The sequence below is a fragment of the Bifidobacterium sp. ESL0820 genome (assembly GCF_052606235.1).
In genome coordinates, this window is record NZ_CP199594.1 from 1,575,939 (window position 1) to 1,592,853 (window position 16,915).

Below are 16,915 nucleotides of genomic sequence, written 5' to 3' on the forward strand. Positions count from 1 at the left end.
GTCCCCGGAAAATCGGTGGGTTATTCCCAAGGTTTGCCCACATCTGGGGATAAGAAGGTGGATATCTTTTTCTGTCGATCCACACCGGTTCCTGCGTGTCGCATCAGTTCTGAGGCTGCTTGAGCCGGACCGTCAGCTCCATGACGTAGTTGTAAATCTCCCGCTTTTCCTGCATCTCATTGGAGATGCGCGTATAGGCATGCATGACTGTGGTATGGTCGCGGCCGCCGAAGACCTCGCCGATGTCTACCAAGGACATGCTGGTCATTTCCCGGGCCAGATACATGGCGATCTGGCGGGCCAGGGCGATGTTCTTGGTGCGCGTACGGCCGACGATATCGTCAAAGGTCAGATGGAAGTACTTGGCCACCTGGGAGATGATGTCAGTGGGCTTGATTTCTACGTCCGTGGAGAAGAAGTCCTGCAGGGTCTGTTCAGCCAAGGCCGTGGTGACTGGCTGGTTATTGAGGCTGGCCACGGCTGTGACACGAGTCAGAGCCCCCTCAAGCTCTCGGATGTTCTCGGTGAAGCGTTCCGCGATCAGATCCAGGACCTCGTTGGGAATGCTGACCCCGTTCATGGAGGCCATCATTCTCAGGATGGCCACCCGGGTCTCCCGGTCTGGCGGCTTGACGTCCACGGTCAGGCCCGAGTCGAAGCGCGAGATCAGTCGCGATTCGAAGCCTTTCAGATTCTTGGGGGCCACGTCCGAGGCGATGACGATGCGCTTGTTGGCGTCGTGCAGGGCGTTGAAGGTGTGGAAGAACTGGTCCAGGGTGGCTTCCTTGCCCCCCAGGAACTGGATGTCATCGATAAGGAGCACATCCACCTGCCGGTAGCGGCGGTTGAATTCTGCGATCTGGCCCGAGCCTTGGGTTGAGTTCTGCAGGGCGTCGATGAACTCGTTGGTGAATTCCTCCGAGTTGACGTACCGGACCTTGAGCGAAGGATCCTTGACCAGGGCATAGTTGCCAATGGCGTTGAGCAGATGGGTCTTGCCCAGGCCTGAGCTGCCATAGATGCACAGGGGATTGAAGTCCTGGCCCGAGCCTTCGGCCACGGCCAGGGCCACGGTCCGTGCGAAGCGGTTGGAGTCGCCTGGGACGAAGGTATCGAAAGTGGCGTTCTTGTTCAGATGAGTCTGCGGATCGCGCTCCACCCGGTTCTGGCTCATGGGGAAACGAGGCACGGTAAAAGCGGGCCGAGACGTTGTCCGCTCGGCCTCGGCCTGCTGATCGGCATCGGCGCTGGCCGTGGACCTTGTAGCAGGGGAGGACTCGGACAGCTCGGCCTGCATGTCCAAAGTCATGGGCACGTAGGTGCCCTGATGGAAATCATTGGCCGAGACGATCGGGGTTTTGGCGGTCCCTGCGGTCTCAGGCCTCCAATTTGAACGGGTCTCTGTGCCGGAGGAGGATCGGCCGGTGCTGTTCTGGCGCTGGTAGTCGCCGTATGGATCCTGGGCTGGGCCGGGGACCTGACGGAACTCGCCGCTTCCCGGGGCGGAGCCAGCCATGGCGGATGCGCGTTGGTCGTTCTGTTGGTCGGCAGCCATCTGCTTGGCCATCTGCTCAGGGTAGACGATTTTGATGGCCGGGAACATTTCCTGATTGGTGACCAGTTGCAATGCGCTGAGGACGGGCTGGCTGAGCGGTCCCTGAATAGCTTCCTGGGTGGCCTTGGAGGAGACACGCAGAACGATGGTGGTGCCGAAGACCGCCTCGGGGGTGATGTCTTCAAGCCAGCCCTTGTCCCTGGAGGTCAGCGAACTGCTGTAGCGGAGCACCTGCAGGACCGCATCCCAGATTCTCTTGGCCTGGGCAGCGGCATCCAGCGGATCCTGCGCCATCAGTGTGCTCCTCTCTTCTCGACGACGGATTTCCCGTGTTTCCTGCTTCTCTCAAAGTCGACAGTAGCCCATTGTTACACCGACTTTGCGTGGTTATCCACAGGATAGCGTGTTGTGTCTGCGCTGAATGTGAATAACAGTGATGTAATTTGTGGATAAGTGAGGAGGCGCTTTCTCGCGCCATGACAGGGTTTGTGCAGGATACGAGGAGGTCCTTGTCATCTGACGGGCGGATGCCTGTTTGACTCCGTCCCGGCTCCTGTGTACCGTGATATAGCTTGACTCATAACGAGCCGTACTCGAGTATGTCTACACACGGGAGCAACGAATTATGAAGAGGACATTCCAGCCCAATAACCGCCGTCGTCACATGAAGCACGGGTTCCGCGCTCGCATGCGCACCCGCTCTGGCCGCGCTCTGATCAATCGTCGCCGGGCCAAGGGCCGTCGGACGCTCTCCGCCTGAATCGGATTTCGATCCTTTCGCAAAAGGTGGAACGGCTGAGGAGCCACCGGGAGTTCACGGCGGTGCTCAGGCGACACCATCGGGTCAGCAGCCGGGATCTGGTCATTCATTATTTGATCCCTGGATCTGACCAGACGGTGACCCCGCTGCCGGTGGCATCGGTTGCGCACGAAGGGCGGCATGACATCCTGCCTGCGGGCAGACGCCGCATGGGGCTCGCTGTATCCAAAAATGTAGGCAAGGCCGTGACTAGGAACAAGGTCAAGCGCAGATTCAGGCAACTTGCCGGATCCAAGGAGGGCCTGCTGCCATCCTCCTGTGATCTGGTCATGCGCGCCAAGCCCAGCGCAGCCAGAGCCACCTATGAGCAGCTGGAGGAGCAAGTGGACAGGCTCTTCCGTGACCTTATGCGCAAGACTGGCAAGATTGCCGGCGGCTCTGAAGGGCGAATGCAATCAGGTTTGCAGCTCGTCGGGTCCAAGCGTCAACCGGCTCAACGGCTGGAAGCCAATGAAGGATGCAGGGCATGAGCGGCCTGGCCTCCCGGGCTCTGCAGGGTGCAGTCCGCTGGTATCAGCGCCATATCTCACCCCTCTCGCCGCCGCGGTGCCGTTACTACCCGACCTGCTCCCAGTACGCTCTGACCGCTCTGAGGCGGTTCGGGGCCTTGCGTGGAACCATCCTGGCCGTTCTGCGGCTATTGCGCTGCACGCCTTTCAACAACGGCGGGATCGATGACGTGCCCCAGAGGTTTTCCATCTTCTATCGGTTCCCGTGGTCCAAGGCCCATGAGGAGGCCCGGCTGACCCCCATGGCCCCAGACAAGGAGACGGCCTGACAATGTTCCAGAACAACGACACTTTCACTTTCGATACGGGCATATACGGCTTCTTCTATAAGATCCTCTACCCCATCGAGTGGCTCATGACCTACATCATGACCTACTGCCACAAGTTCCTGACCCTGATCGGGCTCCATAAGGGTCCCGGGGTGGCCTGGGCGCTCTCGGTAGTGATGCTGGTGCTGGTCGTCAACCTCTGCGTGCTGCCGCTCTTCATCAAGCAGCTGCGATCCATGCAAAAGATGCAGGCCCTGCAGCCCAAGCTGATGAAGATCCAGAACAAGTACCGCAACAAGAAGGATCCAGCCAGCCGAGAGGCCATGAGTCGGGAGACCATGAAGGTCTACCAGGATAACCATGCCAACCCCATGAGTTCCTGTCTGCCCGCGCTGGTCCAGGGCCCGGTCTTCATGACCATGTTCTACGTGCTTTCGGCTGTGCCCTTCATCGCCCGGGGCAAGCGGGCGCCCCTTGGAGCCTTCAACCGACAGGTGGCGCGAGAATTCGAGGAGACCACCTTCTTCGGGCTGCGGATTTCGGACAACTTCATGTCCGCCCAGGGTGCGGGCCGCATAGTCATAGTGGTCTTCATCGTGCTCATGTGCCTGGCCATGTTCTACTCGCAGTTCCACAACGTCCGGCGGAACATGCCCAGGTCGGCCATGCAGGGACAGCAGTACAAGATGCAGCAGATGATGGCCTTCATCTTCCCGGTCATGTACATCTTCTCAGGCATCTACTTCCCCTTCGCCGTGCTGATTTACTGGCTGACCAACAACCTTTGGAATCTGGGCCGAACCCTCTTCCAGGTCCGCCATATGCCTACGCCGGGCTCGCCGGCCGCAGAGAGCAAGGAGGAGCGGGACCACCGCCGTGAGAACGCTCGTCGCAAGCGCCAGGGGCTGCCCTCTTTGGAGGAGGAGCAGCTGATGGAGGCCAAGCGGCTGGAGGAGGAAGCCCGCAACAACAAGAACGTCTCCCACCAGCGTTCTCAGCCCCACCGCAAGCGTCGCGGTCGTTGATGCAGCCACTGGCAGCGGTGGCCGGTGCGGTGACCAAGCTTTCGGTCGGGCGGATACTGGAGTAGTCTGCAATCATCACGTCCGTGTATCCTCAATACTGGACACTCGATTGGTGACCAGGAATCCAGTGGACCTGAGGTTATGAATCGGATGTAAACGCGTGTAAGGAGAGCATAGATGTCTCAGTCTCTGGACCAGGGAAAGACCATCGAGCAACTCAATGAGGAGGCGGATGTCGCCGCCGACTATCTGGAGGGGTTGCTGGACATCGTCGATTACGAGGGCGATATCGAGATGGGGGTGCGCAACCACCGTCCGACCGTGCAGATTGTGGCTGACGACGACACGGATATCAAGCATCTGATCGGCAAGGATGGCGAGGTGGTGGATGCCCTGCAACAGCTGACGCGGCTGGCCGTGCAGCAGAAGATAGGGGAGCGCTCCCATCTGATCGTGGATGTGGACGGCTTCCTGCGGCGCAAGCGCGAGCATCTTCGTGAGCAGGCCCTGGATGTGATCGACGAGGTTCGTGAGACCGGCGATCCCGTCAATATGAAGCCCATGAACTCCTTCGAACGCAAGATCGTCCATGACATGGTCCGAGAGGAGGGGCTGAAGTCACGCTCCCACGGCGAGGAGCCCCACCGGTACGTCACCGTCTACCTGAAGGCCAAGAACGAAGACGAGGACCTGCCTGACGATGTTGAGGACGAACCAGTCGGGTATGATGCCCCGCTGGACTCGGATGAAACCGATCAGGCCGATGATTCGGCTGACTACGCGGCTGATGACGATCCTGCTGGCGCGGACAGGGAGTGATTGCAGAACCAAGTAGGACTGTGCGCCGATGAAGTATTGGTGACGTCAGCCTTGTTTGGATTGTTTCATTGTTTGCTGCAGACAGACTGTCTAAGTTTGCTGTGCTATCGGCCAGGGTCGTGCCATCTGTCAGATGTATTGCCTTGTCTGGCTCATGACGATGCTGAGTTTGCCATGCTGCTTAATTCGGAATGATCTTGGTTGGTCATCCTCTATAGGAGGCCGCTTCCTATGCTGGTTCCGTTAGGATACTGATGTGTGCCTTCGACGCTATTTTGCAGTTGAAAAATCTATGTTGGTAACTGCCTTCGGAATCCAGTGGTTTCCGATGTTGACATGGTGGAATCTCCTGGATGCAAGATGCAAGACATATGACGCTGTCGGGGTCTGTGGCTGTGATTGACTGCGCGTCGAATGTGAATGTGAGGAGTTGAAATGGCTGTTGTGGATGATGAACTGAACGATAGTCCCCTTTTGAGGCAGGTGCTCGGCGATGCTTTGGCACCCATGCAGCGTTTTCACGACAAGCTCTTAGGTGAGGGTGTGGAGAGGGGCATCATCGGCCCTCGCGATGAAGACATTATTTGGGAACGGCACATACTCAATTCAGCTGCCATTGTGCCTTTTGTGCGAGAACGATTGACTACTGATGGTCAGGCAGCAACGGTGGCAGATATAGGTTCTGGTGGGGGCTTTCCGGGCATTGTGCTAGCTGCGTGTCTTCCGCAGTGCAGTGTTGTGCTTGTCGAGCCAATGGAGCGGCGTGTGCTCTGGTTGCGGGAAGTCATTGATGAGTTGCACCTGGTTAATGCCTCAGTGCTTCGCAAACGTGCAGAGGATCTGGCCCCGCGATCCTCTCACGCATCGAATCGGCACAAGAAAAGAGCTTCACAAGGCCACCGTCATGGTCGTCGCCGAAGCGAGGAAGGGTCCAATTCTGTTTCTGGCCATGGTTCTTCAACTTTGGTCACCACCAGGAATGGTGATAGTCAGCAAACCGTGAGTGGTCCTGAATCATCGGCAGCGATGGGCGGAGAAAGTCTGGCAAGGGTAGGTTCCACGCCTTCAGTACCTGAGACTTTTGATGTCGTGACCTGCCGGGCTGTAGCACCTATGACAAAGCTCGCTGGGTGGACCCTGCCACTCTTGAGATCAGGGGGTCAGCTTATTGCCCTTAAAGGCCGTTCGGCGCAAAATGAGCTTGATAAAGCTGCCAAAGAGATAAAAAAATATCATGGAGTGAATCCACGGGTCAGCCAGGCTCCAGTTGCACCTGGTCTTGAAGAAACCCACGTAGTTCTTGTGGACAAACGCTAATACACGACGTCGATACAACATTATTTTATGACTGCGTTGTCAGAGCATTTACCTAATAGCGAGATAAAAATCAGGCAACTTAGGAATTTGCTACCTCAGAGAATAAATTATCGGCATTCGAGCAGAGCCATGTCAAAGCTAATGAGAAATTATTGAACAACTCTTCTTGATTGAAACTGCCTTTTCGGACAGAAACATGAGTGGCTGCCTCCTTATCGTGATCGGCGCCATGCTCAGTTAAGGGGAGTGCAAGCACACTTGTGATCCTGTATTGCCTCCCTTAGAATGGTTTTCACTCCGGAGCTTTTATGAACTTTGACACTCCAGCCTCTATCCTGTGTCAAGGAGTAAGGCTGCAGCTGTTTATACATAATCATAATATTTGAAATAGTCATGCCTGTCTCATTTGCGATTAAGCACAACGCTTTGTATCTTCCGGTTGCTTCGCTCTGAATCTTAGTTGATACTGGTTTTGTCTCCCGTACATCGTTGGGCTAATTGTATGGGATATATCTTCGAACTTGATATACCGCTAACTTTCTGATGCTTGATTAACCGTCTCTGGCGATGTTGTCCTTTTGGTGCTCAGTGATCTATAAATTGACCTGTTTTACCCAGTTCTTGCGTAGACAATTCTATTTATACTCGCCATGGTGTGTTCATTTGCAGGTTCCATTACATACAGGGGATTTAACGTGTTTGAACCTGTGTATCGCCCTTCGTTGTCTGATCATTAACACTTACAGAGCAATATTGATCTTTGTACATGTATGAGCGATAACTGGAGTAATCGATTGGTCAGCCCCGGATAAACTCCGGAATCACTTTTCAACACCGAATATTGTTCTGATGTTGGAGATAGAGGGGGAGGGCTGCACTGAGCACAAGAGAGATATTCGCTAGTTCCTGATGTGTGCACCAGAGATTGTTTCACGTGAAACATTGTAAATACACATTTTATTTAACCCTAAAAAGAAAAACCATGCTTCGTTGCTTACCGATGTCACAAGTTAATACCTGAGTTGATCGCTGAGGGTATGTGACATAGGAGAGAGGTATCCAAGAGAGGTATCCGAGACAGCTATATTCAGCAGCATCTTAGCCATGACCTGATTCAGTTGTTGCTGATCCTAGTGGATGATTTCTTAGTGGAGATTGTCTGCAATGTTTCACGTGAAACAATCGATGCGGAATTCAATAATCTAGATCATGGTTATTGGAGTACATGTGAAAGAATATGGCACTAGCTTCTATATCTTCATTAAAAAACGGCTGGTCTGTGATCTCTTTCTTAGAGTCCTTTATACAACCACACTTGCACCAGGTAGAATACGACGCTTATCGGTTAGTGAGACCTATCGCTTAACAATCATAAATACATTTTTATAATTTAAAATTGAGAAGTGTCTATTGAATCCGTAATATTGAATGCTTGTAGAAGGACAGGCTTTGAATGTACAGCAGGCAAGATTAAAGCACGTAACTACGTGAGCCAACAATCAACAAGGTAATAGTACTTCCCAGACAATAGAGATGTTTCACGTGAAACACTACTCTGCAGTACAGTTGTACAAAGTCCGTCGCCAAGAGGTTTAATAGGAGCGTTGAAGCAGTGTTATAACCGCTATCCAACAGGTTGATGTATTCATTGACAAGTCCCATGAATAGTATTGCATGCTTAAGTGATGTAGTGAATTTATTGATTCCCGATTTTTAAGTTATGCACAATTTAGACCTCACAAATGAATTATCCACATTATCGTTTGTAGACCATGCCGCCTTGTGGGTAGCGCCAGAATTGTCAATAATCACAAGGCAAAGCTAATAATCTATAGAAAGCGACAGCGCTGGAGGCACCAATGTAACTATCCACACTTATCCACAGTTATGAACAACGGCTGTGTGTAACTAGCGGTTATTCTGACATGTCCAACTAGGACGGGAAAATTGAGTTGTTATCAAAAGGAGGAAGGTTCGTGGCCGCATCGAAGAAGGTGAAACCCGTTACGAGAAATACCTCGGATAGCGGTGAGCAAAGTACGCCGAACGCATCAGGTATGGAGTCAGCAACGGATATTCTGAATCGAATATTCGCTGACGGATCAGGTTCGGTGTCCGGTGCGGAAATGGCAGATCTTTCTGCACGTTATCAGGCCTTACGTCAGGCTCAATTCCCTCATCCTTCAAAAACTCGCTTCATTGCCGTTGCCAATCAAAAAGGCGGGGTAGGGAAAACCACTACCACAGTCAATCTGGCATGCGCGTTTGCTGAATTCGATGAACAGGTGCTGGTCATCGATATGGATCCACAAGGCAACGCTTCTACTGCGTTGGGTGTGGCCCATGAGTCTGGTACACCATCAACATATGATGTGCTCGAGGGTCGTCTTGGGATCGATGACGTTAAGGTGGTTTCCCCTGAATTCCCCAACCTCGAGGTGGTCCCATCTTCTATCGATCTAAGTGGTGCTGAACTGGAAGTTGCGGATATGCCCAACCGTAATCAGCTGATGAAAAAAGCAGTTGCCGACTATCTCAAAGTCTGTCACCAACACTATGACTATGTTCTCGTTGATTGCCCACCTAGTCTCGGACTGCTAGTTCTGAATGCCATGTGTTCAGTCAACGAAGTATTGATCCCAGTGCAAGCTGAGTATTATGCTCTTGAAGGACTGCAACAACTACTGCATACTATTGGACTTGTTCAGCAAAGTTATAATCCTTATCTCGTAATCTCCACCATGTTGTTGACGATGTACGACAGGCGGACGTTGCTCAGCAAAGAAGTGTTTGATCAAGTCAAGGAACACTATCCAGAGATAGTGCTGAATACGACCATTCCGCGTTCTGTCAAAATCTCTGAAGCTCCCAGCTTTCGGCAAAGCGTTGTCACCTACGACCCTAAGGGAGCCGGCGCTATCGCTTATGAAGAGGCAGCGTTAGAAATCGCGCAGAGATCCGAGCAAGTGCTGGAACATATTGCTAATAGAAGACAGGGGGAGTGAGGACATGACAAGCCGTTCACGGTTAGGCAAAGGCTTGGGGGCTCTATTCCCTGCCCTGCCAGGTGAAGATGATGAAACCAATGCTGGCAATAGTCGGCGAGAAGATAACAAAGTACCAAATCCAAGCAATAAACAGCCTACTCTTCAAGGTTTGGGTGCGGAGTCGAATGGACGAAAGCGCCTAGAGAAGGACGACACAGCAAAAGGCGAGGCAAAACCAGAAAGAAGAACCAGGCATTCGGATCCTGCTAGCTCAGAGCTCGTGGATTCTGAAAGATTGTCTAAAAGAGGTCGTAAACATACCAACACAGGACAAAAGCGAGTCAGTATTTCCAAGTCGCTCGACGGTGATGTTTCACGTGAAACATCATCCTCGAAGAGGGCTACCAAGCGCAGGTCTGTCCCATCCATCAGCAGCTTGGAGCATCCAAGTGATCTATTCTTCGGTTCTACGACGACAAATGTTTCACGTGAAACATCGCCGATTGCGGGATCGATAGAGGTTGATGACCTTCGGACAAAGGAAACTCGGCAAAGCATTAACCGTGCAGCTGCTATCGACAATGATAGTGGGCTAAATAAAGCGGAGGGCAATAGCCAAGAGGAGCTGAAGCCTGTCCAAGGCGGGTATTTGGCTGAAGTGCGTGTGGACGACATTAGGCCCAATGCTCAGCAACCGCGGCAGATTTTCGATGAAGATGAACTGTTGGAGCTGTCCCGCTCCATCAAGGAAGTCGGTGTATTGCAGCCCATAGTGGTGCGAAAATCAACTTTTGCAGACCGGCCAAGAACAGTCGAGGATAAAACAGCTTCAGCTGCCAGTGCAGGAGGTAAATCCGAAGCATTTGACACTAAGACTAGTGAAGAGCAATCGGGCCAGCTTTTAAACCAGAGAAACGCTAATCTGGGGCAAATAACCCATTATGAAATCATAATGGGCGAACGTCGGTGGCGTGCTACTAGGTTGGCTGGCTTAAATACCATACCTGCAATTGTGAAAACAACGAGCGATGACGCCATGTTGCGTGATGCATTGCTCGAGAATCTCCACAGAGTAGCTCTTAATCCCTTGGAAGAAGCAGCGGCTTATCAGCAAATGATCGATGAGTTCGGCTTGACTCAGGACGGTTTGTCTAAGTCAATCTCTAAGTCCAGACCTCAGATCACCAACACGCTTCGATTGTTGAAGTTGCCTCCAAGTGTGCAGAAAAAAGTAAGCTCCGGGGTGTTGTCAGCTGGACATGCCCGTGCCCTACTTACTTTGCCAGATGAAAAATCCATGACGGCTCTGGCGGACAAGATCATTGCTGAAGGACTGTCGGTAAGATCTACGGAGGAACTCGTAGCATTGCAGACCGGGCAGACGAAGAAGAGAGCAAAAAAGCCTAGGGTCAACGCATGGGTAGATAGTCCTGTACGCCAAGATTTGGAAAGCCGCTTTGATACAAAGGTGGCTATTAAGGGCACTAAAAAGCACGGGAAAATAGAAATCGTGTTTTCTTCGCCTGAAGATATGGACCGCATTGTTGCCATACTCCTGGAAAAGGATCAATCCGCGAGTAATAGCAGTCATTCAGGCGACAAAGGCTGGGTTTGATCCCATTCTGAAATTGCGGCCGCAGGGGTTGCTCAACCAAACCCTGCCGATAAGGCAAGCGATTGTTTCATAGCTCGATCTGATTTTGTATGAGCTGATGAGCAATCGCTGCATTTGTCTTAAACCCGGGATGGTTGAATGCCGTTAGTATGTGCCATTCTCTGCACAGATATATCGGTGTTGAAAGGCTGTGTGCAATATATACGCTGCCTAACTGTCGGATTCCGAATGACTGCTAACCGAGCAATCAGATTATGTTGCGGGCTCACGACATCAGATTCGATCGGTATCTCAGCTCTTTAGCTGTCATAGATGGATGAGTGCCTCCAATAGTGGGGGCGTGCGGTGAGTCGTTGACTAGCCAGCCAGCTAGTGGAGCATACTGGAATGGCTTGTGTGTGTCAGCTAGATAGGTGAGTCTTCACCGCTTAAAGATGGTTCTAGAGCAAGCATCGCTCTTGTCTGGTAGGGCGATAGTATACCTGAGCTGGCAGGGCCTTTAGGAATTTTCGATGTGGCGAGGGGGGCTGGGTTGTGCAATGTCTCCTCAGCGGGGAGCAGTTATTTCAGTGGGGGCGATAGTAGCAGCTGTAAGGTCAGTGATGTTCCTATTGAGCGGGCTATTCCGTCGTGGCCATTGGACAATTAAGGGCAGCTGAATAGGCGGCTGTGATGGTCAATAAACGATGTGCCTGGCAATCGTAAACTGCCAGGCACGTAAATTCTTGTTTACAGGGCGTATCAGGCCTTATCGGTTATCCAGGCTCGTAAGATACTCTTGAGCATCCAAGGCTGCACGGCAACCCATACCGGCAGCAGAAATGGCCTGACGATAGATCTTGTCGGTTACGTCACCAGCGGCAAAGACTCCGGGTACGGAGGTTTTCGTTGACCCACCCTTGACTAGGATATAGCCGTCCTGATCCAGGTCGACTTGGCCATTAAAGAAAGCAGTCTGAGGGGTGAATCCAATGGCAACAAAAACTCCATTCGCCGGAATATTGGACTGCTGACCTGTTGCTGTATTGCGTACATCCAAAGAGGTTACGCCGCTACCGTCGCCGTTGATCCGCGTGACGACTGAATCGAGAAGGAAGCTGATCTTGTCATTGGCCTTGGCTCGGTCCACCATGATTTTTGAAGCGCGGAAGCCTTGGCGACGGTGAATCAACGTGACAGAGGAGCCGAAACGGGTCAGAAAGTCTGCGTCACTCATGGCAGAGTCGCCGCCGCCAACAACCACGATCGGCTTGTTCTTGAAGAAGAATCCGTCACATGTGGCGCAGTAGGAAACCCCTCGCCCAGAAAATTCGCGCTCTCCGGGAATCTCCAACTTTCGATATTGCGAACCAGTGGTGATAACGACTGCTCGAGTTTGGTATTCTTCACCGCCATCGGTGGTGATCCGTTTGATGTCTCCACTCAAGTCAACTGAGACGACATCATCGTATTCGATCTGAGCACCAAAATGTTCGGCCTGCTCGCGCATCTGATCCATCAGATCCGGTCCCAGTACAGCTTTTGGAAATCCTGGGAAATTCTCTACTTCTGTCGTGTTCATAAGCTGACCGCCGGGCGTTAGGGCTCCAGCAATAACGAGGGGAGCATAACCGGCTCTGCCAAGATAAATGGCGGCGGTGTAACCCGCTGGTCCGGACCCTATGATAATGGCATCGTGAACAGTTTGCTTCATAACGCTACTGTATCCATGCATGATGACCGGGTCACACGCGGTGGGCGAAAAGGGTCCTTACTTATCCCACTGTAAGTCCGTTCCTGACAGAGGAGGCTATTCTTAAACCATGGAGAAAACCGTGATAGTGGCTATCGTAACCAATCTTGGGACGATTCTGGTGCTGATCTGGTTTATGCTCCGAGTTGATCGGTTACTGCGGAAGCATCCCAGCCATCAGACAGATGATAAGGATGAGGATGACAGCTGGCATAGCTGGCGTTTTTGGAATCCTCCAAGCTCTGATGACAATGAAGACAAGTTGGACGCAGATTCTCCGGTAACAGACAAAAGCCTGGGGGCTGATGATGATATGACAGTCAGGTCTGCCGACCGATATACATCCTCGACTCAAGAAGAACCGGGTGAAAGTTCTTCGCGCGCATCGGACAAGGGCGAGGAAAGCAGCGGAGATAAGTAAGGCATATTGAGCAAGGCCGCAGATTGTTCAATCATAGTGGGGTGCGGTTTCGATTGTTTGTTTGATCTTGTGAAATGCAGTCCCTGAACAAGGACAGATTGATGCACTTGGATATATTGATCCACTGATTTGCAGAGTAGTTATGGGCTTGTATCTATAGGTCTTGAAGCGGGCACGGGGGAGCAAGCCGCGTCAGCACAATATGACTCGATAAATGAATTCTGATAGGAAGATCGTGCTCTCAGCGAGGGCGATGAACAAACTAGGGCAAATGAACTGGGATAACAATGCCTAGGACCGAATGATAATTCGCAGGTGAAAACACAGCTTTCGCTCTCAGTTCGTGACGGCATAGTCGAAATGGCCTGATTCTCGATGCTTTAAAAGCAGCATCGCCTATATGCCGCCTTGCGGGTTTTTGATGAGACATCTTGGTGAGATAACTTGAGCAACATGATGCGAAACTTGTTGTGATTGCAACCCTATGAAGGCTGTCTTTATTCTCGCTCGATCATATCTTTATTCGACTAGCACTTTTAACGGGAGAATCCGTTGTCGGTCATAGACCGCTATATCGCGTGAGGCTCTCGCTGGAGTTGATGACGTAAGTTGATCACCTCGGAATGTTTCACGTGAAACATTCGATATCGACTGTGTTTGTATTCAAGGGTGTGTATCAATACTGCGGTTTACTGAGCGTGGAGTCTTGGAGGATGACCCAGTTATTGCAGCATCGACAATTTATCAGTCCGCGTCGCTTCTGCGAGTAAGTCTTGTCGGCAATGTAAAAGCCGGAACCTGATTGAACATGCCTTTCGGGCAATGTCGGCCTTGGCTGAACAGTAGAGAAAAAGTTGAGAATACAGCAGGTGTGGAAAGGCGAGCACATCACATAGAAAGAAGGAAATAACCGACAACAAATGGTGAATGGTGAACAGCCGTCATTCGATGGCCGGAAAACAATGCTAATGAAAATATGGTGCCTGCCCTGGGTGCTATCCGCTCGGCCTGTATTGCAATCCGTGTATATTGCAGATCCGCCTGGCGCATATTGTACGAATTGTAAACTATGCAACAGGCGGACCCTGCTCGTGCCAGTGGAACGATAGGCGGGACCAGAGAGGCTTTGCTATCTCAATCGGTTCGCTTTTGATTCAAAACTGATTGAACCAATGCCGTGTATAGCTCTGGCAGATTGTAACCAGCGGCCTGCGCTGACTGTGGCAGCAGCGAAGTGTCCGTCATGCCGGGCGCCACATTGGACTCCAGGAATTGCGGCTGACCTTGGGCATCAACAATGAAATCGGTTCGTGAAATATCGCGGAGCCCCAGAGCACGGTGAGCAGTCAGTGCGGCATCGCTAACAGCCTGCGTGGTCTTGGCATCCAGTCGGGCTGGAACATAGAACTCTGTCGGGCCGGGTGTGGAACGAGCTTCGAAATCGTAGGTGCCTGAGGGAGTCCAGATTTCAAGCGGAGGCAGCACCAGGGGGTGTCCGTCAAACTCGAGGATGGACACAGAGACCTCGGTACCCGTGACAGCCTGCTCGATCAGCGCTACATCACCATAGGCAAAGCAGTTGATCAGCGCCTGAGTGAGTTGGCTCTGTTCAGTCACCATGGTGCACCCCATAGCTGAGCCGCCCATGGTGGGCTTGATGAAGAGCGGGAGCCCCAGCGAGCCTAGAAGCATATCGATAACGGGTTCGACACCCAGCTCGCGGAACATGGATTCGGGCAGCGTCACGGAATGCGGAGTGTGCAATCCGGCCATACGGACAACGTTCTTGGCGATGGGCTTGCTCCAAGCGGTCCGTGAGGCCTTGGCCCGGGATCCGATGTAGGGCAGTTCCGCCATCTCCAAGACATCGCGGATGGAGCCGTCTTCGCCGTTGGCGCCGTGCAGCAGAGGCCAGACCAGATCGGGGCGGGTCGACTCGTCGGTCAAGTACGGCAAAAGCGAGCCATCCATGTCGTGGACGCGGACTGTCCATCCGGCCTCCTCCAGGAATCCCTGGACCCGATGTCCCGAGCTGATGGAGACATCACGCTCATGGCTGAGGCCGCCGCAGATCACCAGGATTGACTTATCAGCACGCTTGGTGGCCTTGCTGGCCAGGGAGGTGACATCGTCCATGGTGACTGGCGTAGCCTCACGGATGGAGCGATGTGAGGTCCGCTTGGTTTTTTTGGCCACTTCGCCAGCAGCTGTGGCTGAAGTGGTGGCCGCAGTGCTGGTCGGGCTTGCGACCGTGGTCGTCGTCGCGCTCGCGGTTGCCTTGGCCTTGCTGGTTGCCGCGGTTTTGCCCCCGGTCTGCTGCCGAGGTGTCTTGCTGTGCTTGGGCGCCATGATTCAGCCCCTTTCCTTGCCGCTGTCAGGCTCGAACAGCCGGACGGTGGCGAGTTCGTTCTCGATGACTGTGGACAGTCTGCGTATTCCTTCCCGGATCCGATCGGGGGTGGGGTAGCAGAAGGACAGGCGCATGTGATCCGCTCCCTCCCCGTTATCGTAGAAGGCTGTGCCTGACACGTAAGCCACCTTGGCGGTGATCGCTCTGGGCAGCATGTCCTTGGCGTTGAGCCCCTGGGGTATCTTCAGCCAGATGTAGAAGCCGCCCTTGGGCTTGAGCCATGAGCAGTAGGGCAAATATTTTTTCAAAGCCTCGTCCATGGCATCGCAGCGTTCCTTGTACATCCCCCGGTAATCATTGATCTGCGATTTCCAGTCGAAGTTGTCCAGGTAGGTGGTGATGGTCATCTGGCTCATGTTGGAGGGGCAGAGAATGGCTGACTCGTTGGCCAGAACCAGCTTCTGTCGGATGCCAGGAGGCGCAACCATCCAGGCCACGCGCATGCCCGGGGCGATGATCTTTGAGAAACTGCTCAGGTAGACAATGCCCTCGGAATCGTAGGAGCGCAGGGCCGGATAGGTCTGGCCGTCGAAGGCCAGCAGTCCGTAGGGATTGTCCTCCACAATGAGCACGTGGTACTTTCTGGCGATCTCGATGATCCGCGGCCGCCGCTCGACGCTCATGGTGGCGCCGGCAGGATTGTGGAAGTTGGGTACAGTGTAGAGGAACTTGACCGCTTTGCCTTGGCGGCGCTGTTCCAGAATGGTCTCCTCCAGAGCCTCGGGAATCAGTCCGTCTCCGTCCATGGCCACGTTGACCACATCGACCTGGAAGGACTGGAAGACGCCCAGGGCACCCACATAATTAGGTGCTTCAGCCAGCACCACATCGCCGGGGTCGCACATAATCCTGGTGATCAGGTCCAGTCCCGACTGGGAGCCGTTGACGATAACCACGTCATCCGGCTGGACATCCTTGATGCCTTCCAGCTCCATAATGGGCAGCACATCCTCGCGCAGGTGGGGATCGCCCTGTGCTGACCCATACTGCCAGGCCACCTGGCCCTTGCTCCGCAGCATGTCGCCAAGCTGGTCGGCCAGCTTATCGAAAGGCATCCGGCCCAGGTAGGGCATGCCGCCGGCCAAGGAGACTACCTCGGGCCGGTTGGCCACAGCGAAGAGGGCACGAATTTCGGAGGCGCGCATCTGCTCGGCCCGTGCCGCATAGGAGCTGTACCAGGGATCGTTCTTGATGACCTTGGATGCGATATTGGGATCATCCGCCATAACTGACTTCCGCCTTCCTGCCGCCGTTGTCTAAGGAAACTGTATTACCTGCTAGGGCTTTGTTGGAGGAAAAATCCAACACATTACCATTTCGGTACACCCATGGTCGGAACCCCGCCTGGGATTCCTGCCCATTTTCCAGGAACTATCAATCCTAGCTGCTTTGAAGATCGGCAACAGCACGGCAGCGGTAAGGATGAACAGCCAAGT

11 protein-coding genes and 2 pseudogenes are annotated in these 16,915 nt (G+C 53.2%); 9 read left to right on the forward strand and 4 right to left on the reverse strand.

What is annotated here, in order from left to right; all coding sequences use genetic code 11:
* Positions 1–103: 103 nt before the first annotated feature.
* The gene (dnaA, locus tag ACUIAH_RS06200) at positions 104–1,849 is read right to left on the reverse strand and encodes a chromosomal replication initiator protein DnaA (protein ID WP_144084807.1); all 1,746 of its coding nucleotides are present in this window, start codon (positions 1,847–1,849) and stop codon (positions 104–106) included.
* Between the two features lie 331 nt (positions 1,850–2,180).
* On the opposite strand from dnaA, the gene rpmH reads away from it, so the two are divergent.
* From rpmH to ACUIAH_RS06240, 8 genes and pseudogenes are all read left to right on the forward strand, one after another.
* A complete protein-coding gene (gene rpmH, locus ACUIAH_RS06205; protein ID WP_015022700.1) occupies positions 2,181–2,315 on the forward strand; it encodes a 50S ribosomal protein L34 in 135 nt (44 codons plus the stop codon).
* A gap of 26 nt (positions 2,316–2,341) precedes the next feature.
* Positions 2,342–2,734, forward strand: a pseudogene (gene rnpA / locus ACUIAH_RS06210) (ribonuclease P protein component); the annotation flags it as partial.
* Positions 2,735–2,841: 107 nt separating this feature from the next.
* Positions 2,842–3,153, forward strand: coding sequence for a membrane protein insertion efficiency factor YidD (gene yidD / locus ACUIAH_RS06215; protein WP_045925193.1), 312 nt, complete (start codon positions 2,842–2,844; stop codon positions 3,151–3,153).
* Between the two features lie 2 nt (positions 3,154–3,155).
* On the forward strand, positions 3,156–4,178 hold the full coding sequence (yidC, locus tag ACUIAH_RS06220; protein WP_045925058.1) for a membrane protein insertase YidC: 1,023 nt from the start codon (positions 3,156–3,158) through the stop codon (positions 4,176–4,178).
* Between the two features lie 177 nt (positions 4,179–4,355).
* Positions 4,356–4,892, forward strand: a pseudogene (locus ACUIAH_RS06225) (Jag family protein); the annotation flags it as partial.
* 540 nt (positions 4,893–5,432) lie between these two features.
* Positions 5,433–6,314, forward strand: a complete 882-nt coding sequence (locus ACUIAH_RS06230) for a 16S rRNA (guanine(527)-N(7))-methyltransferase RsmG (RefSeq protein WP_445340698.1) — start codon at positions 5,433–5,435, stop codon at positions 6,312–6,314.
* Between the two features lie 2,057 nt (positions 6,315–8,371).
* On the forward strand, positions 8,372–9,319 hold the full coding sequence (locus tag ACUIAH_RS06235) for a ParA family protein (protein ID WP_045925192.1): 948 nt from the start codon (positions 8,372–8,374) through the stop codon (positions 9,317–9,319).
* 4 nt (positions 9,320–9,323) lie between these two features.
* On the forward strand, positions 9,324–10,916 hold the full coding sequence (locus ACUIAH_RS06240) for a ParB/RepB/Spo0J family partition protein (protein ID WP_445340699.1): 1,593 nt from the start codon (positions 9,324–9,326) through the stop codon (positions 10,914–10,916).
* A gap of 748 nt (positions 10,917–11,664) precedes the next feature.
* Here ACUIAH_RS06240 and trxB read toward each other — a convergent pair.
* Positions 11,665–12,609, reverse strand: a complete 945-nt coding sequence (gene trxB, locus ACUIAH_RS06245) for a thioredoxin-disulfide reductase (RefSeq protein ID WP_445340700.1) — start codon at positions 12,607–12,609, stop codon at positions 11,665–11,667.
* A 109-nt stretch (positions 12,610–12,718) separates the two neighbouring features.
* Between trxB and ACUIAH_RS06250 the strand changes: the two genes are divergently transcribed.
* Complete coding sequence (locus tag ACUIAH_RS06250) at positions 12,719–13,069, forward strand: hypothetical protein (RefSeq protein ID WP_445340701.1); 351 nt, start codon at positions 12,719–12,721, stop codon at positions 13,067–13,069.
* A gap of 1,134 nt (positions 13,070–14,203) precedes the next feature.
* On the opposite strand, the gene ACUIAH_RS06255 is transcribed toward ACUIAH_RS06250, so the two are convergent.
* A complete protein-coding gene (locus ACUIAH_RS06255) occupies positions 14,204–15,418 on the reverse strand; it encodes a D-alanine--D-alanine ligase family protein (protein ID WP_445340702.1) in 1,215 nt (404 codons plus the stop codon).
* Positions 15,419–15,421: 3 nt separating this feature from the next.
* Positions 15,422–16,705 (reverse strand): aminotransferase-like domain-containing protein, encoded by a 1,284-nt coding sequence (locus tag ACUIAH_RS06260; RefSeq protein WP_045925052.1) that lies wholly within the window; start codon positions 16,703–16,705, stop codon positions 15,422–15,424.
* Between the last annotated feature and the right edge of the window lie 210 nt (positions 16,706–16,915).